This is a genomic window from Roseiflexus sp. RS-1, from assembly GCF_000016665.1.
Taxonomy (GTDB): Bacteria; Chloroflexota; Chloroflexia; order Chloroflexales; family Roseiflexaceae; genus Roseiflexus.
Genome location: NC_009523.1, coordinates 3162731 through 3184361, shown reverse-complemented (window position 1 = coordinate 3184361; position 21631 = coordinate 3162731). Strand labels below are relative to the sequence as shown.

The 21631-nt window shown below is 62.2% G+C and carries 18 protein-coding genes; 10 read left to right on the top strand and 8 right to left on the bottom strand.

Annotated features, from left to right (window positions below; all coding sequences use genetic code 11):
• Window positions 1-45: 45 nt before the first annotated feature.
• Window positions 46-1155 carry a DNA double-strand break repair nuclease NurA gene (locus tag ROSERS_RS13245; protein ID WP_011957287.1) on the top strand — a complete coding sequence of 370 codons (1110 nt, stop codon included), beginning with the start codon at window positions 46-48 and terminating at the stop codon, window positions 1153-1155.
• A 119-nt stretch (window positions 1156-1274) separates the two neighbouring features.
• Here ROSERS_RS13245 and ROSERS_RS13240 read toward each other — a convergent pair whose 3' ends face one another.
• Window positions 1275-2363, bottom strand: a complete 1089-nt coding sequence (locus tag ROSERS_RS13240; RefSeq protein WP_011957286.1) for an STAS domain-containing protein — start codon at window positions 2361-2363, stop codon at window positions 1275-1277.
• Window positions 2364-2515: 152 nt separating this feature from the next.
• Between ROSERS_RS13240 and ROSERS_RS13235 the strand changes: the two genes are divergently transcribed.
• Window positions 2516-3217 carry a LutC/YkgG family protein gene (locus ROSERS_RS13235; RefSeq protein WP_011957285.1) on the top strand — a complete coding sequence of 234 codons (702 nt, stop codon included), beginning with the start codon at window positions 2516-2518 and terminating at the stop codon, window positions 3215-3217.
• Between the two features lie 154 nt (window positions 3218-3371).
• Here the strand turns inward: ROSERS_RS13235 and ROSERS_RS13230 are convergent, their stop codons facing one another.
• The gene (locus ROSERS_RS13230; protein ID WP_011957284.1) at window positions 3372-3656 is read right to left on the bottom strand and encodes a DUF427 domain-containing protein; all 285 of its coding nucleotides are present in this window, start codon (window positions 3654-3656) and stop codon (window positions 3372-3374) included.
• Between the two features lie 79 nt (window positions 3657-3735).
• On the opposite strand from ROSERS_RS13230, the gene ROSERS_RS13225 reads away from it, so the two are divergent.
• Genes ROSERS_RS13225 through ROSERS_RS13215 form a run of 3 tightly spaced genes read left to right on the top strand, consistent with a single transcriptional unit; the run spans window position 3736 to window position 9020 of the window.
• Window positions 3736-6339, top strand: a complete 2604-nt coding sequence (locus ROSERS_RS13225; RefSeq protein WP_011957283.1) for a hypothetical protein — start codon at window positions 3736-3738, stop codon at window positions 6337-6339.
• 21 nt (window positions 6340-6360) lie between these two features.
• Window positions 6361-7902 (top strand): glucose-6-phosphate dehydrogenase, encoded by a 1542-nt coding sequence (gene zwf, locus ROSERS_RS13220; RefSeq protein WP_011957282.1) that lies wholly within the window; start codon window positions 6361-6363, stop codon window positions 7900-7902.
• A complete protein-coding gene (locus tag ROSERS_RS13215; RefSeq protein ID WP_157041083.1) occupies window positions 7899-9020 on the top strand; it encodes a glucose-6-phosphate dehydrogenase assembly protein OpcA in 1122 nt (373 codons plus the stop codon). Before zwf ends, ROSERS_RS13215 begins: the two co-directional genes overlap by 4 nt.
• On the opposite strand, the gene ROSERS_RS13210 is transcribed toward ROSERS_RS13215, so the two are convergent.
• Window positions 9001-9252, bottom strand: a complete 252-nt coding sequence (locus ROSERS_RS13210) for a hypothetical protein (RefSeq protein WP_011957280.1) — start codon at window positions 9250-9252, stop codon at window positions 9001-9003. The genes ROSERS_RS13215 and ROSERS_RS13210 overlap by 20 nt on opposite strands.
• Before the next feature lie 12 nt (window positions 9253-9264).
• Window positions 9265-10341: a LacI family DNA-binding transcriptional regulator gene (locus ROSERS_RS13205; RefSeq protein ID WP_011957279.1), complete on the bottom strand. Its 1077-nt coding sequence runs from the start codon at window positions 10339-10341 to the stop codon at window positions 9265-9267.
• A gap of 757 nt (window positions 10342-11098) precedes the next feature.
• Here ROSERS_RS13205 and ROSERS_RS13200 point away from each other — a divergent pair.
• Entirely contained in the window at window positions 11099-12061 is a 963-nt protein-coding gene (locus ROSERS_RS13200; RefSeq protein WP_011957278.1) for an IS110 family transposase, read from the top strand.
• Between the two features lie 201 nt (window positions 12062-12262).
• Here the strand turns inward: ROSERS_RS13200 and pyrC are convergent, their stop codons facing one another.
• Genes pyrC through ROSERS_RS13185 form a run of 3 tightly spaced genes read right to left on the bottom strand, consistent with a single transcriptional unit; the run spans window position 12263 to window position 16305 of the window.
• Window positions 12263-13282, bottom strand: coding sequence for a dihydroorotase (gene pyrC / locus ROSERS_RS13195; RefSeq protein ID WP_011957277.1), 1020 nt, complete (start codon window positions 13280-13282; stop codon window positions 12263-12265).
• Between the two features lie 26 nt (window positions 13283-13308).
• Window positions 13309-15639: a carbamoyltransferase HypF gene (gene hypF / locus ROSERS_RS13190; RefSeq protein WP_011957276.1), complete on the bottom strand. Its 2331-nt coding sequence runs from the start codon at window positions 15637-15639 to the stop codon at window positions 13309-13311.
• Between the two features lie 9 nt (window positions 15640-15648).
• Complete coding sequence (locus ROSERS_RS13185) at window positions 15649-16305, bottom strand: hypothetical protein (RefSeq protein WP_011957275.1); 657 nt, start codon at window positions 16303-16305, stop codon at window positions 15649-15651.
• Between the two features lie 113 nt (window positions 16306-16418).
• Here ROSERS_RS13185 and purM point away from each other — a divergent pair, with 113 nt between their 5' ends.
• From purM to ROSERS_RS13165, 4 genes are all read left to right on the top strand, one after another.
• Complete coding sequence (gene purM / locus ROSERS_RS13180) at window positions 16419-17444, top strand: phosphoribosylformylglycinamidine cyclo-ligase (RefSeq protein WP_011957274.1); 1026 nt, start codon at window positions 16419-16421, stop codon at window positions 17442-17444.
• A gap of 80 nt (window positions 17445-17524) precedes the next feature.
• Complete coding sequence (locus ROSERS_RS13175; RefSeq protein WP_011957273.1) at window positions 17525-18271, top strand: Uma2 family endonuclease; 747 nt, start codon at window positions 17525-17527, stop codon at window positions 18269-18271.
• Window positions 18268-19017, top strand: a complete 750-nt coding sequence (locus ROSERS_RS13170) for a phosphoribosylaminoimidazolesuccinocarboxamide synthase (protein WP_011957272.1) — start codon at window positions 18268-18270, stop codon at window positions 19015-19017. Before ROSERS_RS13175 ends, ROSERS_RS13170 begins: the two co-directional genes overlap by 4 nt.
• Window positions 19014-20144 carry a hypothetical protein gene (locus ROSERS_RS13165; protein WP_011957271.1) on the top strand — a complete coding sequence of 377 codons (1131 nt, stop codon included), beginning with the start codon at window positions 19014-19016 and terminating at the stop codon, window positions 20142-20144. The genes ROSERS_RS13170 and ROSERS_RS13165 overlap by 4 nt, the downstream gene beginning before the upstream one ends.
• A gap of 338 nt (window positions 20145-20482) precedes the next feature.
• Here ROSERS_RS13165 and ROSERS_RS13160 read toward each other — a convergent pair whose 3' ends face one another.
• Window positions 20483-21541: a CehA/McbA family metallohydrolase gene (locus tag ROSERS_RS13160; RefSeq protein WP_011957270.1), complete on the bottom strand. Its 1059-nt coding sequence runs from the start codon at window positions 21539-21541 to the stop codon at window positions 20483-20485.
• Between the last annotated feature and the right edge of the window lie 90 nt (window positions 21542-21631).

Here is a 21631-nt window from a genome sequence, read left to right as displayed (position 1 = left end):
CGCCAGGAAGATGACTGAAGCGCAAGCCTGCGCCCGGCAACGCTTATGACCACGCCTTCTCCAGTCAAACCCTCGCTCACCACTGCCGACCTTCCGGCTGCGGTCCTGAGCGCAATCAACGCCTGCGTCGGGGCGTGCCGCGCCACACTGATTCAGCTTGAAGGGGATCGTGACCGTTTGCGGGGTGCGCTGGCGCGCCGCATTCATCCTGCACCGGACGGACCGGTGCGCCGCCTGTGCGCCGTCGATGGCGCCCACGCGATGGTGCCGGCTGCTGGTGCAACGTTCGCCGCAATTGCTGCGGTTGCGGTCGAGGACGCTACACTGACCGATCAGGACGTGCTGGTGCAGTTGATGCCGCCGGTCGAAGAACTGGAGACGATCATCGGCGGCGCACGCACGGTGATGGAACTGCGCCTGCTGGCAAAGCGCATCCGTGCTACAACCAGCGGCCTCTTCATTCTCGATGGGTCATTCTATTCGGTGCTGCTGGAGATCAACCGTCTGCTGGTGCGTCACGCGCAGGATGCCCGTCGTGGGCGCATGGCGGCGTGGTGGACGCCATTCGACGATATGCTGACCGCGTTTTTTGCCGACGAAGACTGGCGCGCGGTGCTTTCTTCCCGTCGAGTCATCGCCCATCCCAAACTGGCGACCGCCGCCGACGACGTGGCGCAACTCGCGCCGCATCTCTCAGGGACGGTAACCGACCGGACGTTGTGGAGCACGGTGCTGGAACCGGGGGAGTATACGCTGCCGGTGCCGCTCATCCGCCGTGATCGCCCCCATTTACTGACCGGGTATCGTTCGCCGCGTCTGAAGGATTTTGCCGAACGCCGGGCTGTCATCGAACAGGCGTATGGTCAGTTGTACGTCATCTACTACCGCCCCGACGCTGCTGCGCCAGCCTACCGCATCGAACTGCCGTCCGCCCTGATCGCCCGCGAGCCGCTTGGGGCGGTGCTGGCGACATTCCGCGCAGCGCTCCGCCTGGGGGCGCTCCAGGAGCCGCTACCCCAATTCCTGGCGGACGCCATCTGTCGTCAGACCGGGCGCGCGCTTGAAGCGACCGCCGAAGGCGCACGCACCATGCTCCAGAACGAGTTTGGGCTGAGCCTGGTTCAACGCTACCTGGGATCGTATCGAACCCGGTGATCGGGCGTTGCAGGGGCGCAGCGCCGCTGCGCTCCTACGGCGCATCAACTTGCTGCCGGATATATGTGCCACCTTACCGATATAGTTAATTGATGTAACCACATGATACAGAATCGACGCTATCTGCCGTTTCGGCTGGGTTTCAACGCCGCCTGCAATGTCGCCGCAGTGCGCAGCCCCGCCAGTGACGCGCCAAGCCCGATGAGCGTCTGCGCAACTTCGGGGCGAATCCCGGCAAGAATGGTTTCGGCGCCCATCAGACGAGCCGCCTCCGCCACCTGCACCAGCGCAGCGGCAACGTGACTGTCAATGACTGCCACGCCGGTAATGTCGATGATCAGGGTGCGAGCGCGGGTCTGCTCGATCGATTGAAGCGCCGAGTTGAGCAGGTGGTACACCCGGGCGCTGTCGATGTTGCCGATCAGCGGGATAATGAGCGTGTCGTCGGTGACAGGAATGACCGGCGCCGCAAGTTCTGCGATCATCTGGTTCAGGCGCTGCTGCGCCTCGAGGCTCTCTTCCAGGCGGGCGAGAGCTGCCTGCTGCTCATCGGTGAGACGGCGCAACTCCGCCGTTCGTTCTTCGACCCGCGACTCCAGCGTCGCATTGGCAATCTCAAGTTGCCGGTTCGCTTCCTCGGCGCGCTGACGGGCGTCGTCCGCCGCTGCCAGCGCCTCCGAAAGGCTCTGCGATCCAATGAAGGAAATAAACGCGCTGACGATCAGCAGGACGGTCAGGTTCGCAGCCGCCAGGTTGAGCCTGGAAGCGGCGCGGATCTCAGGAGGAACCACTGTCACAACACCCGCAAGCGCTGCCAGACAGACGCCGAGCACGATCCAGATCTGACGCGGAGGGAGAAGAACGCTGGCGAGCAACACGCTGACAATGAGATAGAACGTATTGAACGGTGATGTAGGATTAAGAATCACACCACTGATCGCACCAATGATGCTGACGACAATCAGCACATACGCTCCGACGCCAACGAATCCCTTGCGTCCCAACACTCCCGCCACAGTAAACACCAGCACGGCAAGCCCCAGATTGACAAACCGCCCGACAGACGGTTGCATCAGGGTCAATCCCATGCCGACACTCAGCAAAAGCGCCACAACGCCAAAACAGATGGTGACCAGAATACGTCCGCGTCGTCGTTTATCGGGGGAGCGCGCGTTAACGTGGGTGAAGGCGGCGATCAGGCGTCTCATAGCAAAACCCTCCGGCGACAGCGCGACTGCACTTCTCATCGTTGCATTCTATCACGCCGCATCCGGTATCGCTATGATGAAACGCATACGAAACCTGATCTATTCTATAATGGTATTGCACACATTGTTTCCTTTCGATAGCGAGCACAGGTATGAACAACAGCCGCGAACGCATCATTGAGCGCATCCGCGCCGGGTTGCGCACCACCCGCCCGTTTCTGGACACCGAATCGGCGCGCGCGCCGCACACCCCACCTCCCTTCGTCCATCCCGTCACCCACGATGACCTGGCGCAACAGTTCGCCGCCGAACTGACGAAACTCCAGGCATACCCGCATTTCTGCGCCGATGACGAAGCGGCGCTGGAGGTCATCGCCGATGTGCTTCAGCAGCATCAGGCGCGGGAAGTTATTGCATGGGACTTCGAGCGGATCAATCTGCCTGGTCTCGCTGAACTGCTCCAGCAGCGCGGGGTGACCTGTCTTGATGGACAGGTTGCAGGTGTGTCGGAGCAGCGCGCGGCGCTGTTGCAGGCGCACGAGCGCGCACCGGTATGTATCTCCGGGGTCGATGTAGCGATTGCCGAGAGCGCAACCCTGGTCATTCACAGCGGCGCCGGACGACCGCGGATGGCATCGCTGCTCGCGCCAGTGTTTATCGCCGTTGTGCGTCGGGATCAGTTCGTGCGCGGGTTGGGTGAAGCGATTGAGCGCATCAAACAGACGTATGGCGATGTGTTTGCCGATGCCAGCGCTCTCACCCTGATCACCGGTCCGAGTCGCACGGCTGACATCGAACTGACTCTGACGCTCGGTGTCCACGGACCGCGCGAAGTGCACACAATAATTATTTGAGTCTCCTGCGAAGAGGTCATTTCACCACAGAGTGGCGCAGAGCACGCAGCGAGCGATCGATGAAAAACGCTTCGCGCCTGGCGTCTCTGTGGTGTGTTTTTCTCGTAGAGGAGCATCGCACACGTTCCACCGGCAACGTCGGGACAGGCGATGCTCAGGCTTCAACTTTCACGCCGCGCCAGAAGGCGATATACCCGGCAATCCGGCGTGCGCCTTCCTTCGGTTCCGGGTAGTACCACGCAGCGTCGCGGTTCACCGCATCGTTGACGACCACATCGTAGTAACTCGCAACCCCTTTCCAGCTACATACCGTATGTGTGGCGCTTTCGCGCAGATACTCCTGCTTGACCGACTCCGGCGGAAAGTAGTGGTTCCCTTCGACGACGATGGTCGCATCGCTTTCTGCGATGACGACGCCATTCCAGATTGCTCGAGCCATAGAGCGCAACTCCCGGTCAGGTTCTGTATCAATTTTGCGTGCTATAATTCAGTACGGATTGAAGCAGAGAAGAGATTTCATGTCCGGGAACGTCACACGATCCAGTCCGTTCGGACTGGTGAGCGGCATTCCACAGTCAGGGAGCGACCTGACGCTCATAGCCGCGCCGTCCAACCCCTTTGCCCCTGAAGCACGCAAGGGGCAACTGCATATCGTGGTCGAAGCCGACCAGGATGTGTCACGCGGGCGCGACGCCTGCCTGCTCGTCATGCGCACGATCCGCAGGGTGTTCTACGAGGATCCGTCGTTCTCGGTGACATCTTCGTTGCGCAAGGCGATCCTGGCTGCCAATCGCGTGCTGTACCAGCAGAACTTCAATGCACCGCCGCAAAAACGCGCTGTCGTGGGTCTGACGTGTGCCGTCATGAAGGATCGTGACCTGTTCATTGCGCAGGTCGCGCCAGCGCAGGCGTATGTGATGGCAGAGGGACGGTTGCGCGCCCTGCCGATGAATGTCGCCTGGGGCGGAACAGCAACGCTCTTCCGCTCACGCGCACTCGGCGCAAGCCTCACCGTCGAACCAGACCTGTACCGCGCTGTTTTGCGCCCCGGCGATGGCGTTATTATCTGCACCAGCAATCTGTCCGACCTTTTCTCGCGCGAAGAAGTCACTCGCCTGCTCCGGTCGCCGGAGCCGGACGATGCAGTTGCAGCGATCACGGCGCTGTGTCGCCATCACCAGGTTACCGACGCGCATGGCATCGTTGCCATGACCTTTGCGCGGTTGAGTCCCGCTGCTCAGGCGTCGCCATTCAGCGCAGCCGGCGTCAATGAGCGGACGAAACTGGCGCTCAGCGGGATAGCAGCCCGCTTTGCGCGCGCCAGCGCCGATCTGGTCTGGCTGGTGCGCGGTCCGGCGGAGCGTGAAGCGCGCAAGCGACGCGAAGTTGCCCGCGCCCGCCTGGCAGAGGAAGAGGCGCGCCTGGAACGCCCCTATGAAGAACCGCCCTACTCACCCGATCCGCCGCCGGTTCCGCGACCACTCGATCCTGGCGAGCCGCTGCGCCCGGATACGAACCATCGCTCCGCACCGGCAATCGGACGCCCACCCTCGCCAGCGCCAATGACTCCCAGTGCATTGCTGGGAGAAGTGTCGTTTCGCGACACGCCAGCGCCAGAACGGGTGCTCGATCTGGGCGATGCTCCAGTAGAAATCACATTTGCGCAGCGACGACGGATGGGAAGAGCGACAGGACGACCGTCACCGTCTTCAGGCGCATTCGAGCGACTGGCAAGCCCGTTCACGCGCTTCAGCGATGCGATCGTCCGGCGTGTGCGCCCGCGCCCGTCTGCGCCGCCACGCGCATTGCCGCGTCAGTACCGTCCTGCCGGTCTCAGTTACCGGCGGCAGAGTCCGCCTTTTCCGTGGGCGCTGTTGCTGCTGCTGGTCTCGCTCATCAGTCTGCTCATTCTGTACGGCATGACCCTGAGCCGCGAGAATGCACTGCGTGAAGCGGATAATGCGCTGACCGAAGCCGAACAGTCGGTCGCTGCGATTCGTGATGCACACGATGAAGCAACCGCGCAGGAACGCCTGATCGCAGCCGAAGAAGCGCTGGCTGCGCTGCGCAGTTCGGAAGTGATTACGGCAACGACGGCAAATCGCCAGCGCTACGATGAGTTGATGCGTGAGTATGTCAGGGCGCTGGCAGCCGTGCAAAAACAAACCTACTTCGAGGATTTGACCGAAGTCACGCGCCATCCGTTGCCGGGTGGGCTGTTCGATACTGTGGTTGTGCCGCCGCCGCCCCGCACTGTGACCGATACCGAATCGTTCGGCGCCATCTATATGCTTGATGCAAATGCGGGCGTTCTGTATCGGGCGTCACGCACCGGCGGCGTGGCGCAGCCGTTCCTCCGCCCTGAAGATACGATTGGACCGCTGAGCGTCGGGCGTGTGCGCGCCACAGCCTGGCGCATCGATAATATTGTGGCGGTGGCGCAGAGCGGCGAGAGTGGTCCGTTCACATTCTATTTTCGCAGCGGCAATGAATGGCGATACAGCATTCTGGCGGGAAGTGAGGAATGGGGGCGCGTCGGTGCGCGTTTTCGCGCGGTCAACTACGAAGGGAACCTGTACGTCCTCGGCGCTTCGCGCAACAATGTCCTGCGCTACCTGAGCGGCGAGTATGGCGCTTTTCCTCTCCCCTGGATTCAGAATGACGGTGGACGCGAGGTAGAAAGCGCCATCGATCTGGCAGTCGATGGCAAGATCAATCTTCTGCTGCCCGACGGTCGCGTGTTGATCTTTGCAACCAATAGCGCCGGAGAGCGCGCATTTGAGCGAGAAATCCCTGCTCCTCAGATACGTCCGCCGCTGGTGACCGCGACCCGCTTTTTTGTCACCGGTCCGCCCGATAGCGGCTCGATCTTTCTGGTCGATAGTTTCAACGGGCGTATCATTCAGATCGACAAGCAGACTGGCGAGTTTGTTCAGCAGATCAGCGCTCCGCCCGATGGTCCGCTCGCGCTCGATCAGTTGCTCAGCATCTTTGTCGATGAGAGCGGCAGTCGACCGGTGATCTACATGGTCAATGGCGGTCAGATCCTGCGCGGATCGTTGCCTGATCGACCGCGTCCCTTCCGTGAACCGGCAGCGCCAACGCCGACTATCGAGCCATAAACACATCACAGGAACGAGAGGATGAACACGCCTGCACTCACCGTCAATCCGTTGCGTTCGGGCATACGGATGCAACGCACACCGCCGCCATGCACGGTGGTCATCTTTGGCGCGACGGGCGATCTGACCCATCGGAAACTCATCCCGGCGCTGTATCAACTTCAGCGAGAACGGTTGCTTCCGCCGGGATTCAGCGTCGTAGGGTTTGCCCGGCGCGACTGGAGCGACGACTATTTTCGCGAGTCGTTGTTGCAGAGCGCGCGCCAGCATGCGCGCGCTGGTATCGATGATGCGTTGTGGCAGGGCTTCGCTGCCGGTTGTTTCTACATTCGTTCGGCGTTCGACGACCCGCAGGGATATATGGCGCTTGCCGGTCGCCTCGATCAACTCGATGCTGCGCGGGGCACAGGCGGTAACCGCCTCTTCTACCTGGCGACGCCGCCTGAGTCGTATGCCGAAATCGTGCAGCGATTGGGTGAAGCCGGTCTGAACCGCTCGCCGAACGGCGGATGGACGCGCATCATCATCGAGAAACCGTTTGGGTCGGATCTGGAGAGTGCAAAGGCGCTCGACCGCGTGGTGCATCAGGTGTTCGAGGAACGGCAGATCTATCGGATCGATCACTACCTGGGCAAGGAGACCGTTCAGAATATCCTGGTGTTTCGCTTTGCCAACGGTATTTTCGAGCCGCTCTGGAATCGCCGCTACGTCGATCATGTGCAGATCACCGTTGCCGAAAGCGTCGGCGTCGAAGGTCGCGGCGGTTACTACGACCGCACCGGCGCCCTGCGCGATATGGTGCAGAACCATTTGTTGCAACTGCTCTCGTTGACCGCGATGGAGCCGCCCGTTGGATACCGCGCCGATGCAGTGCGGGATGAGAAGGTCAAAGTGTTGCGCGCAGTTCGTCCGATAGAGCCGACGGAGGTCGAGCAGGCGACGGTGCGCGGGCAGTACGGCGCCGGAGCGGTTGGCGGCGTGCCTGTGCCGGGGTATCGTGAAGAGCCGGGGGTCGCTCCCGATTCGCATACCGAGACGTTTGTGGCGCTGCGGTTGTACATCGAGAGCTGGCGCTGGGCAGGGGTGCCATTCTTTTTGCGCACCGGTAAACGGTTGCCCAAACGTGTCAGTGAGATTGCTATTCAATTCAAAATGGCGCCGCTCATGCTGTTCGAAAATGGTCCTCTCAGCGGCATCGAGCCGAATGTGCTGGCGATCAACATCCAGCCAGATGAAGGGATCTCGCTGCGGTTCGCGTCCAAAGTTCCCGGTCAGTCGAACATCATCCGTCCGGTCATGATGAACTTTCGCTATAACGCAGCATTCGGCGTCGAGTCTCCCGAAGCGTATGAAAGATTGCTGCTGGATGCCCTGCTGGGCGACTCGACGCTGTTCATCCGGAGCGACGAGGTTGAAGCCATGTGGTCGTTGCTCGATCCGGTGCTCGAGGGGTGGGCGGCAGCGCCGCCGCCAGCGTTCCCCAATTACAGCGCAGGGAGTTGGGGACCCGCGCGCGCCGATGATCTGATCGCGTCCGCCGGGGCGAAATGGAGGCGGTTGTGACCGATCTATTCACCACACCCTCGATGCGATTGACTCAGGTCGATGCTGGCGCCATCGAGCGCGAACTGGCGCGCCTGTGGAGTGCAGCGACGAAGACCGAACAGACGGGCGGCGTCGCACTCATGCGCGCGTGTGTCTTCAATCTGGTCGTCCTGACCGACGCTGCCCATGTTGCACCTGTCACCAATATCATTGCGCGACTGACGGCGCTGCGACCTCATCGAGCTATCGTGGCGGCGCTTGACGGCGATGACGACGCGACTGCGCCTCAACCGCGACTGGAAGCCTGGGTGCAGGCGCACTGCACGCTTGCGCCGCCGGGTCGTCCACAGGTGTGTGGTGAGCAGATTACGATTATGGCGCCACGCGCCGCCGGTCCGTACATTCCGGGGATTGTGCTCTCACTGCTGGAACCGGATGTGCCGGTGGTTCTGTGGTGGACACTCGACCGTCTCCCCGACCATGCGCTGCTGGCGAATCTGCAACCCGTCGCGGATCGTCTGATCCTGGACACGGCGCGGATGCCTGGGGGAGTGGACACGCTGCACGCAGTGCGGTCGTTGATCGATGCGGGAGTCGCGGTGGGCGACTTTGTGTGGGGGCGTCTGACCCCGTGGCGGGAACAGATTGCGCAACTGTTCGATGCACCGCCTGCGCTCCGGCGTCTGCGATCGATTGAGCGCGTCACGATTTCGCACGTTCCGCGTGGAGCGACTGCCGCGCTGTTGCTCGTCGGTTGGATTGCCGCGCGTCTCGACTGGCGCCCGTCCAAGGTGCACCATACCGGCGCTGTTCTGTCACGACCTGATGGCGGATCGGTGCGGATCGAGCGGGTGGAAGTTGCAACAGAAACCGCCGACGATCTGGTGTCGGCGGCATTGGAAACGACTGATGCCCGGTTTACTGTGACTCGCAGCGCGACGGGGAGTCATCTCGTAGCCTGCGCCATTATCGACGACCTGACGCCCATCGAGCGCGCTGTGCATCTGCCGACGCTCGACGCAGCAACGCTTATCGCGGACGAACTGCGCCTGGCGCACCACGACCCGATCTACGAGGCGGCGCTGCGCCAGGCGCTCGACCTGGCGAAACAGCAGCCTACGCCAGCGCCTGAATGACCATCTCAATGATCCGGTATGCCGCGTAGACGCCGAAGATTGTCACAACAACCACCGGAACCCACACGGCAATAAGAGTCAGCGTGCGCTCAGCGCTTCCCGGTCGGTCGGGAGCGAAGCCGGGAATGATCTGTTCGCTCGTCGAACGGGCGCCGCCGAACAGTGTCGCCAGACCGAGCGCAGCGAATGCCACTGCCGCGCCTATTGCGATGAGCACGCCGAGGATGAACATGAGAATCCCTTTCTAGGTGGACACAGGTTGAGCAGACCAGACCGGTGCGCAGGTTGAACCGCGCACGAGCAATTCAGTGGGCAGAAGATGGTGGACCGGCTCACTCTCCTCATCATCAAGCGCCGCCACCAGCATCTCCGCCGCGAGTCGTCCCTTCTCTTCAATCGGTTGGTGCACCGTCGTCAGGGGCGGTGTTGCATATGCGGCTTCCGGCAGGTCATCGAATCCCACAATCGAAAGTTCATCCGGTACGCGCACTCCGTGCGCCTTCGCCGCTTCGAGCACACCCAGCGCTGTAATATCACTCATCGCCACAATCGCGGTCGGCGGTGACTCAGAGCGCCAGAGGCGGGTGAATGCCTCAACCCCGCCCGCGCGACTGGTCGAAACCGTCACCACCTGAATATCGGGATCGTCGATTGTGCGACCATACTCCGCCAGCCCTTCGCGATACCCGGCGAAGCGGGCTGCGAGCGTGCCGGTAAAATCCTCATAGCGATGATGCCAGGACTCCAGCGAGACGATCCCGATCCGGCGGTGACCGAGGCTCAGGATGTGCATTATCGCGGCGCGCGCACCCCGGCGGTCATCGACGTTGATTGCGGGAATGTCCTCCGGGGCGTCGCCGTCAACCATCACGAAAGGCACGCGCCGCCGTCGCAGTTGCTGCACTTCGCCACGGTCAATTTCCAGCCCGATTACGATGAAACCATCGACGGTTGCGTGCGGAATAGCCTTGAGCATCGAACCCCACAACGGCGGCACCAGCATCAATGTCATTCCCGTAGCGCCGCACACTGCACCGACGCCACGCAGAAACAGCGGGAAGAAGGGATTTGCCATCGTCGCCGCAATGTCCAGCGGCAGCAACACGCCGAGCGCATTAGTCCGGCGCGTCGTCATACTGCGCGCAATCGGATCGGGCGAATAGCCCAACCGTTCGGCAATAGCACGAATGTGGTTAACCGTAGCAGGCGAGAGTTGCGACGGATCGTTGAACGCAAAAGATACCGCCGTTTTTGAAACGCCGGCTTCTTTTGCGATCTGGCTGATTGTCACCTTACGCGGCGCTGTGCGTTTTGTCGACATACTCTTCCCCGTCGAGCGCAGGGCGGTGCGTTCGTTGCGGAGCGATGCATTCTTAACGTTTTATGCACCCTTAGTGTATCACAGCAAGTTACGAGACGCAATGTGACGGACGGCACAAACCGGATGTCTGCCCAGACCCATGCCGAAATAAATAGCCGATAGCCGATAGCCGATAGCTGATAGCCGATAGCCGATAGCTGATAGCCGATAAGAGAGCTTGCCGTGGGGCTGAGGAATAGCCGATAGACGATAATCGACAGGAGAGTGCCTCTGGCGGGCTGATGGTCTTTGAGTAAGAGTAATTATTCCGCTCTTGCCCGCACAGGTGGGCTTCGCATTGCATAGCCGAGGGCTTCAGCTCCACGGCTCGTTCGGTAGAGCGGTTTATAGCAGTTCTCAAATACGTTGACCCTCGTCCGGGTCTGCCGCGTTGCGCGAGGCGCCCACTTCCAGCGACGGGTGTGGGGGCACGGCATGCCGTGCCCCCCACGGCGCCGCCTCGAGGTGGCACGTGAAGCGCTCGTTTCCAGCGACGGGTGCAGCCTCGTCTGACAGACCTTGCAAGACCTGCGCGCGCTCTCCGCGCCTAGTATAATCTAACGGGACACGGTATACCGTTCTGCGCCAGGTTCACGAGATCGCCGCGGAGTGTTGGGTAGCCGTGTCCTTCAACGCGACCAAGCCGAACAGTTATCTGGGCCCTCAAACCCGCATATGCTAGCAAGGCTGGCGCCGTTTTCCTCAGGAGGTTCTGTGTATGGCTTCCCGTGAGTCGCTCTTTATCGGCATTGATGTCTCCAAACAGACGCTGGATGTGGCGTTTGGCGCCGACCCGCACGCGCCACTCGAGACGATACCGTCTACCGACGAAGGTGTCCAGCTCCTGGTCACGCGACTCCAGCGCCTGCAGCCGACCCTGATTGTGCTGGAGGCGACCGGCGGGCTGGAGCGCATGGTGTTCGCCCAACTGCTCCAGGCTGGCGTGCCGACGGCGCGGGTGCAGCCACGCCGCGTGCGCGCCCTGGCGCACGCGGAAGGACGCCAGGCGAAGACCGACCGCCTGGATGCCCGGTTGCTCGCCCGCTTTGCCGAACGGGTGCGCCCGCCGCACCACCAAGCGACGGACGAGCAGCGCGCATCCTTGCGCGACCTGCTGGTCCGGCGGGAGCAGGTGATTCAGATGCGGACGGCTGAGATCAATCGGTTGACGGCTGCCGCGCCGAACCTCCGCCCGGGCATCCAGAAGCATATTGATTGGCTGGATCAGGAGATCCGTGCGCTTGAGCAGGAACGCGACAACGAGGCGGAGCGCACCGACGAGGTGCGCCGGAAACGGGAGCTGCGCGAAAGCGTGCCCGGCATCGGCGCGATCACCGCACGGAACCTGCTGCTCCGCCTGCCCGAACTGGGGACCATCAATCGCAAGGAAGCGGCGGCCGTTGTGGGCGTTGCGCCGTATGCCAATCAGAGCGGCGCACAGCACAAACCCCGGCATAGCTCCGGCGGCAGGAGGGATGTGCGCAGCGTGTTGTACATGGCGACCCTGGCGGCCACGCGGCGCCGTCTGGTCAGGCGCGCCTTCGATCAGCGCCTGTGTCAAGCTGGCAAGCCGCGCAAGGTCGCCATCGTCGCTGCGATGCGCAAGCTGCTGACTATTCTCGGCGCAATATTGCGTCAGCAAAAGCCCTGGGATCCGGCTGTGCATACGAGCGCCCCTTGACAAGCAACACAGTTACTCCGCGTGAGCCGGTCCGATGCACGCGGAGACGCGGAGCACGCGGAGGGATGTTGCACAAGGCGTCTGCTTTCGATGGCGGGTGCAACCCTGTCCAACAAGACCAATCTTTGTGAGAACTGCTATAATTCGCAATCTCCATAATTTTGGCGAACTCTCCCCGCTGCTCCGCATCGGTGAACGGTTTCAGGAGTGACCAACAGGATCGTAGCGGCTCATCACCACCCGCCACGCGACCGTACACCCGGCACGGTATGGCGTCACATCGCCGTACCGCAGCGGAACGCTCCATTCCTCACGTCGGAGGAGCACGGTTTTCTGCGGCGGTGTTATGCCATAGATCCGCTGCGCATTGTCCGACACGAACGTTTGCAACCGGTCGAGCGCGTCGTGCTGCGCAAAGATCTCGGTCAGCAGCGGCAGCGCAACCGGTGCGCTGAAAATCCCGGCTGCGCAGGCGGCGGCTTCCTTGGCGCTGACCGGATGGGGTGCGGAGTCGCTGCCGAACATGACTTTCGGGTGGGGTGCAAGTGCGGCACGTAGCAGTGCGTCGCGGTCCTCAGGGCGTTTGGCAATCGGTTTGCAGAACAGGTGTGGTTGCAACAATCCACCCGCCACGTCGTCGAGGGTGATCTGCAGATGGTGCAGGGTGATCGTGGCGTACAGGTTGGGGTGCTCATCGAGCAGCGCAACGGCTTCGCGGGTGGTAATATGCTCCATCACGATGGTCAGGCGCGGAAAGCGCCGCGCCAGATGTGCATAGATCGGCAAGAATTCGCGCTCGCGATCAAGCACGAAGCCGCTGGTTTCGCCATGAACCAGGAGCGGAATGCCGAGTTCCTCCATCGTAGCCAGGGTCGGCTCGGCGTCGCGGATGCGCTGCACCCCCGCCTGGCTGTTGGTCGTGACGCCTGCCGGGTAGAGTTTGATCCCGATGATATGCGGTCGTGCGGCGCGCAACTCGGCCTCGCTGTAGGCGCGGAAGAACAGCGTCATGTAGGGAGTAAATCCCGTGCCGCTTATCGCCGCGTCAATCTCAGCCCGGTAGTGCAGCAGGCGTTCGAGGTTGTCCACCGGTGGAACCAGATTGGGCATGATGACGCCGCCGGCAAAGTCGTGCGCCGACAGGGGCGCAACCGTCTGCAACATGGCGCCTTCACGGAAGTGGATGTGCATGTCGAGCGGTGAAATGAGCGTGTGTTCCATATGTGTTCTCGCATATGCGAATTGCTTCAACCCTGCTCCAGCAAACGCGCCGCAGCGACGGCCGCCTGCCCCAGGCAGAGACCGCCGTCGTTTGGCGGGACGCGCCGGTTGAGCAGCACACGAAAACCGGCGCGTTCCAGGCGCTGCACCAGCAGTTCGGTCAGATGCCGGTTCTGAAAAACGCCGCCGCTGAGCGCCACCACATCGGGCGCGCCGGTCGCGCGCGCCTGTTCGCACGCCTGCGCCAGCATGTCGGCTACTGTGCAGTGAAATCGCCCGCCGACCCGCGCGACCGGCGCGCCCGCCCGGATATCCTCCACAATTGCGTGAATGGTCGGCGTGACATCGATGCGCATTGGCGTTCCCGGAAGCAACGCAAACGGATAGGGATGCGGATCGGGGGTCGCTGTCGTCTCCAATTCGATTGCCGCCTGACCCTCGTACAACGCAACATCACGGATGCCAGCGATCGCGGCAATCGCATCGAACAGGCGTCCCAGGCTCGAGGTTGGTGGCGCGTTGATGCCGCGCTCGATCATGCGGGCGATCAGTCGCCACTGTTCGCGGTCGATCCGCCGCACGAACGGGATGTCCAGGTCAAGGAACCCATTACCGAAGGCGCGGTGCAGATACGTCGCGCCGATCCGCCAGACCTGCCGCACGGCTGCATCACCGCCAGGCAACGGCACATACGCCAGGTGCGCAAAACGGGTGAAGTCGCGCAGATCGACGATCAGCACCTCGCATCCCCAGATTGCGCCATCGAGACCGTACCCTGTGCCATCCGCCGCCACGCCGATGACCGGTCCCGCGATGCCATGTTCTGCCAGAACGCTGGCAATGTGGGCATGATGATGCTGCACCCCGATCTTCAGTGGAATGTCCGACGCCAGCGCCTCTTTGGTCGCCAGATACTCAGGATGCAGGTCGTATGCCACAACTTCTGGTTCGCAATCGAAAAGCCTGGCAAAATGCCGCACCCCTTCACGGAAGGACGTCAGCGTCTCCAGGTTTTCCAGATCGCCAATGTGATGGCTGAGAAACGCATCGCGCCCTTTCGCCAGGCAGAAGGTGTTCTTCAAGTGTCCGCCGGTCGCCAGGATCGGTTTGGGAACGTTGAGCGTCAGCGTCACCGGTTCGGGAGCATACCCGCGCGACCGGCGCAGCAGTTGCACTCCGCCCGCAACGATGCGCGCCACCGAGTCGTCGCAGCGCATATGAATGTCGCGATTGTGGGTCAGCGCGCCATCGGCGATCGACCTCAGTCGCACTGCGGCATCGTCGTCGCGGTAGGCGATCGGTTCATCACTCAGATTACCGCTGGTCATCACCAGCACCGCCGGTTGATCTGGCATTGCAGCCGCGTATGCGCGCAGCAGCAGATGGTGCAGCGGTGTGTACGGCAGCATGATGCCGAGCGTTGTGTACCCTGGCGCAACGGACGGTGCAACTGGCGCACCGGGCAGCGCGTCGAGCAATACGATTGGACGCTGGCGCGCTTCGAGGAGCGTCGCCTCTTCTGGTTTGACATAACATAACTGCCGGATTGTCGCCAGGTCGGGCGCCATCAGCGCGAACGGTCTGGCTTCGCGCTGTTTCCGGGCGCGCAGGCGCGCGACCGCATCATGATCGAGCGCATTGCACGCCAGATGGTACCCGCCCAGCCCCTTGATCGCCAGGATTGCGCCATGCGCCAGTGCGAACACCGCCTGTTCGAGCGGAGACGCAGCGGCGGGAAGGTTCGGGAGCGGCGCCGGCGACCACCAGTGAAACGTCAGTGAAGGACCGCACACAGCGCAGGCGTTGGGTTGCGCGTGGAAGCGGCGGTTCAGGGGATCATCATACTCCGCCTGGCATGCCGGGCACATCGGAAAGACGCGCATCGTCGTCTGCGCCCGGTCATACGGCACATCGAGCACAATTGTGAATCTCGGACCGCAATTCGTGCAGTTGATAAACGGGTAACCGAAGCGCCGGTCATTCGGATCGAACAACTCACGCAGGCAATCATCGCACGTAGCGACATCCGGCGAGATGAGGGCATTGCGTGCGGCTGCGGCGCGGCTCGTTTCGATATGAAAGGATGTTTCACCACGCGGCGCGACCGTTGTGGCGATCACTGCGTCGATCCGCGCCAATGGCGGCGGTGCGCTGCGCAACGTCTGCTCGAACGCATCGAGCGCGCTGACGGAACCCTCGATCTCCAGGGTAACGCCGTCGCTGTCGTTGAACACGAACCCGCCCAACCCGAAGCGCTGCGCCAGCCCGTAGACGAAGGGACGAAAACCGACCCCCTGCACAATGCCGCGCACCACCAGGCGGCGACGGGCGACAACCGATTGCTGCCAGGATTCCATATTGTTCGTTCACCGATGGATCATCATGCCAGGCAGCAGGCGCATCACACGGTTGCGCAGTGTGCGGTAGGCGACCCATCCGAGCAGCGCAGCGCCGCCAAGCACGATGGTTTGTCGCAGCGCCCAGAGACCGGCGCGGGTATACCAGGGGCGTGGTTCCTGTTCTTTTGGCGGCGGAGCGAAACGGCGCAACAGATAGGCGACCAGTGGGAAGAAGATACCGATGGCTGCGCCAAACAGCAGCGCATCACGTCCGCTCAGCACCACGCGCGTCTGATCGCCGAGTGTTGCCGAACCTGCCAGCAAGACCCCAACCATGCCCGACTCAACACGCGCCTCACGGGCAGTCATAACTGCTGCCGAGGAATTGTTCAGCCGCACATCACGCGCAGCCATCACCAGCGGAGACGCGCTTCCGGCCATACTCACATCGCCGCCGGCACGCACCGACAGTGCGCTGCTCAGCGTCATCGCAACGTCATCCTGCGCAGTCACCGCCCGTACCAGCGCACGTGATACCGTCGCCTTCTGTGCATCGACCGATCCGATCGACACATTCTGCAATTCAACAACTTCGGATTCGATATGATCGTGCGACTCTGACCGCTCGATCCGCAGCAACCGGTCGAGCAATCCAGGTCGATGGTTCGACGTCTTCTGCGCCATGATTGACCTCCTCGCCATTTCGCAGGACGCGGACAGTATAGCATACGGCGTTGGGAGCGACATGTTCGTGGTAAGATACAGGAAGCGATCAATCACCCTGACGGAGTATCGGCATGACCGTGTATCGTGAAGCAGGCGTCGATATCGATGCGGCTGCGCGCGCCAGACAGTTGATGGCGGAAGCCGTCCGCTCGACCTACTCAGCCGCAGTCCTGGCAGGTATCGGAGCGTTCGGCGGATGTTTCGACCTGCACGCCGCTGTGGGGGACCAGACCGACGATGTTGTTCTGGTAGCATCGACGGACAGCGTCGGCACCAAAACGCTCGTGGCGGCAGCGCTCGGTCGCTATGAAACCCTCGGCTACGATCTGGTCAACCACTGCGTCAACGATATTCTGGTGCAGGGAGCGCGTCCGTTGTTCCTGCTCGACTATCTGGCAGTTGATCGCCTCGATCCGCAGCGTGCGGCAACGCTGGTGGCGAGTGTTGCAGCGGCGTGCCGTGAGGTCGGATGCGTCCTGCTTGGCGGCGAAACCGCTCAGATGCCGGATGTGTACCGTGAGGGAGCATTCGAACTGGCAGGAACGATCGTCGGTGTTGTCCGACGGGCGCAGATGCTCCCGCGCAACGTTGCGGCGGGCGATGTGATCCTGGCGCTGCCGTCGAGCGGATTGCACACAAACGGGTACTCCCTGGCGCGGCGGGTGCTGGGTCGCGGCAGCGCCTGGGGCTACGATGCACGACCGGCTGAACTGAACGGCAGAAGCATCGGCGAAGCGTTGCTCGAACCGCACCGCGTCTACCTGCGCGCCTTCGAGCAACTTGAAGCGGCTGGCGTCGCGGTGCATGCAATGGCGCACATCACCGGCGGCGGCATCTACGAGAACCTGCCGCGTGTGCTTCCAGAGGGATGTGGCGCCGTCATCCGACGCCGAACCTGGACGATCCCGCCGATCTGCACCCTCGTGGTGCAGGCTGCCGGTCTCGATGAACGCGAAGCATTCCGCACCCTGAACATGGGACTCGGCATGCTGGTGATCGTCCCATCGGACGCCGCCGACGCCGCGCGACGCGCCGTTCCCGAAGCATCGCCGGTCGGTGAAGTCGTCACCGGCGGCGATGTCCGGTTGATTGACTGATGCGAACATATGTTTGACAACCTGCCGCTTCTATGATACACTTCTTCGTGTAGACGTGGCAGGCACAGGAGCAACAGCCAATGAGCGCTTCAACCGCAACCGATCCGGCGGCGCCCCACACCGAGACTCAATTGCCGTGGGGGGTGCTGATCTCGCCGCCGCCGGGCGACCTGCCATACGACGATGGAGGACGTATGGAGTCGCCCTGGCATGCGCACAGCGCCGTGATCCTCAAAGCCGCCTATGTTGCGGCGCATGGCGGCGTGATGACCGACTACTACATCGGCGTCAACATGTTCGTGTACTACAGCTGGAAGCAGATCCGCAACGACGAATACCGTGGCCCCGATCTCTACGTCGTGAAAGGGGTGGACGGCACAAAGCCGCGGCTCTACTGGGCCATCTGGGATGAGGACGGGCGGTATCCCGATGTCATCGTCGAACTGTTGTCGCCAGGTACAGAGAGCGTTGATCTTGGGGCGAAGAAGGACCTGTACGAACAGCGGTTTCGCACTCCTGAGTACTTTTGCATTGCGCCGGAGGTCGAGCGTCTTCTGGGGTGGCGGTTGGGACCGGATATGCGCTACCATCCGCTGGCGCCGAACGAGCATGGGCGGTTGTGGAGCGAGCAACTCGGTTTCTGGATCGGTCCGTGGCGAGGTGTGTATCTGGGAGAGGAGCATACCTGGCCGCGTCTGTTTCACGCCGATGGTTCACTCGTGCTGCTGCCGGAAGAGGCGGAGCGACAGCGCGCCGAGGCGCTCGCCGCGCGGGTTGCGGCGCTCGAAGAGGAACTGGCGCGTCTGCGCAAAAGGAGCGACCGATGAATCTGGGAGAGAAACTTGCTGAAGGCAAGACCAAAATCGTCTATGCGCACCCTACCGATCCGACGCTGGCGATCATTGTTCACAAAGACGGGATCAGCGCGGGCGATGGCGCCCGTCGTCATACCATTCCCGGCAAAGGGGCGCTGAGCGGGCGCACCACCGCCAATGTGTTCACCATGCTCAACCGCGCCGGTGTCGCTACCCACTTCGTCGCTGCACCCGAGCCATCGGTAATGGTTGTGTACCGTTGCGCCATGATCCCGCTCGAAGTGGTGAACCGGCGGATCGCAACCGGATCGTACATCCGGCGGAATCCCGATGTCGCTGAAGGAACGCGCTTCGATCCGCCGCTGCTCGAGTTTTTCCTGAAGGACGATGCGCGGCACGATCCGCAGATGACGCCGGACGAGATCATCGCGCAGGGGATCGCCAGCGCCGATGAAGTCGAGCAGATGGCGTCCGAGTCGCGGCGCGTCTTTCTGCTGATCGAAGAGGCATGGGCGGCGCAGGATGTCGTGCTGTGCGACCTGAAGATCGAGTTCGGGCGCGACACGTCGGGCCGGTTGCTGGTCGCCGATGTGATCGACAACGACTCGTGGCGCATCTGGCCCGGCGGGGTCAAGGAGCGTATGCTCGACAAGCAGGTATACCGCAATATGCCGGTTGTCACCGACGAGGGTTTGGAACAGGTGCGCCGGTTGTACGAAGAAGTAGCGCAGCGCACCGATGCCTGGGTCAACCAATGACTGCCGCGCCGCGCCTGACATTCTTCTGCGAACTCGAGAGGGCAGCGTTCGCCCGGCTTTTCGCCGAACCGACGGTTGTCGATCATGTGCGGGCGTTGGAGGCAGGAGTCTGCGTCGGTGTGCTGGACCTGAGCGCGGAACGGGCAGCAGTGCTGCGTCGTCTGAGCAAAGCGGGCGTTCCGCTGACTGCCTGGCTATTGCTGCCAGAGGATCAGGGGTACTGGTTCAATATCAACAATTATCGTGAAGCGGTTGCGCGCTACGCTGCGTTCCAGGAATGGACGGCGGAACACGGGCTGATCTGGCGCGCGATTGGGCTGGATATCGAGTTCGACATGCGCGATCTGCGCGCTATTCTCGCGGATCGTCGCCAGATGGCGCGGGTGATGCTGCGCAACCTGTTCGATCACCAGCGTCGGCGCCGGGCGGTTGCCGCGTATCACGCGCTGGCGGAGCGGATCCGCGCAGACGGGTACCAGACTGAAAGCTACATCCTGCCGTTCGCACTCGATGAGCGGCGCATCGGTGCGACGTTACTGCAACGCCTTACCGGGTTGTTGGATGTGCCGGTTGACCGCGAACTGCCCATGCTCTACAGTAGTTTTCTGCGTCCCTTTGGTGCGGGCGTGCTGTGGATCTACGGGCGCGACGTGCAGGCGCTGGCGGTCGGCAGCACAGGCGGCGGGGTGAGCGTCGGCGGCGCTGACCGGATCGCGCCGCTGTCGTGGGAAGAACTGGCGCGCGATCTGCGCCTTGCACACCGTCTGTGCGATACGATTGCCGTTTTCAGTCTGGAAGGATGTGTGCGCGCGGGGTATCTGGAGCGTTTGCGCTCGTTCGATTGGGACGCGCCGGTTGATCTACCGGTGCGTGAAGCGATGCAGGTCGAACGCTTTCGCGCGCTGTTGCGCAGCATTCTGTGGATAAGCGCTCGTATGCCGCAGATTACCCTGGCTGCGGTTGGTGCGTCTGCGGTGGTGTGGTGGGCGCAGCGGGGGCCTCTCACGTGTAGAGTTTTTGGGAGAGATGAGCGATGTTCTGCATTCCCGTGCGCCGTTGCCCCTCATCCCCCCTGCCCCCTTCTCCCACAGGGGGAGAAGGGGGAGTTTGGGCGTCCTGATGGCTGAAACGGGAGATGGCACGCAGGGGCTTGCCAAAAAATCTACTCCTGTGAGGCAGCGGGGGCGCCGGGTATACACGTGATACGACTGCCCCCGCTGCCGGTGCGGGCGCACATGTCGGTGTACCCCTACACGTTGTCGTCCGACGTTCAATGTGCAACGTTCAACCCTCAACCTCAGGATGTGCGACGCCCAAATCACACGAGTCGGCGTCCGACGTTCAACGTGCAACGTTCAACCCTCAACCTCAGGATGTGCGACGCCCAAATCACACGAGTCGGCGTCCGACGTTCAACGTGCAACGTTCAACCTTCAACCCCTCTCGCCTCACGCCTGATCCCCTCTCACCTCATCCCCTCTCGCCTCTTACCTGTCACATATACCGGATTGGTGTACAGCCACGGCATCCCGCGACGATACGCTTCCAGACGATAGACGCCGGGCAGGATGACGGAGTGCCGCAGGATGCGCAGCCCGCGCGCCAGGATGCGTCCGTCGTGGATTAGATGCACTTCAGCGTCGCATCCTACATCGGCGACGAAGGTGAGCGGTCCGCCGTGCAGGCTGGCGGTGTCACCCGGATGCCAGCGTTCGGCGCCGCGTACTGCGTGAAACGTCAGGTCCGGGCAATCGCCGTCGAGACGATTGACGAAATAGGATCGCCCGTTCGCCAGAGCGTCGAGGATGGTGTGAATTGCTGCGGCCGGATCGAGCGGCAAACGTTCTGGCAGGATCACATAGTTGGTCAACGTGCCAAACATCCAGCGGTAGGGAAAGACTTCGACCTTCCCCCAGAACGTTTGACGGATGAAGGCATGCGCGTCAACCCCACCGACGCCAAAGGTGCGCCGCCCCGCCATGTTGAGCCGGTCCCACCATGCCAGGGTTTCCGGGGTCGGACCGCTGATGCCGAGTCGCGGAAAAAAATAGATCAGTTCCTTGTTGCGTGGTGTGAGATGCTCGCCCCAGTCGCTCATCAGGTTCCACAGTTCGATCCCGACGGTGCGCCCGTTGCGGTGGCGCGGACCGTCGATGCCCCAATCGTCCCAGCGGTAGATGTCCTTGAAACTGTTCTTCACCCGCTCGTCGGGATGGGCGATGATGCCGAATCCGCCAGCGTCGTACACCTGATCGATGAACGTCTGGGGCGGCAGGCGATTGTCGATGACGCGATCAATGCCGAGCGCAAGAAAATGATTACGCGGCGGCGTGATCTCATGACCGACGATCACCAGCACATCGTGCAGCCAGCCCTCATACTGCTTCGCCTGGAGATCATCGTGGTCGGTGATGATAATCCAGCGCAACCCGGCATCACACGCCGCGCGCGCCAGGTCTTCGACGCTGCCGCTGCCGTCGGAGAAGCGGGTGTGCATGTGGAGCGCGCCAGGGTAGTGGTACATAGAACCAAGAACCGAAAACTGAGAACTGAGAACGGGGAACTGAGAGCCGAGAACCGAGAACTGAGAACCAAGAATCGGGAACCGTGGTAC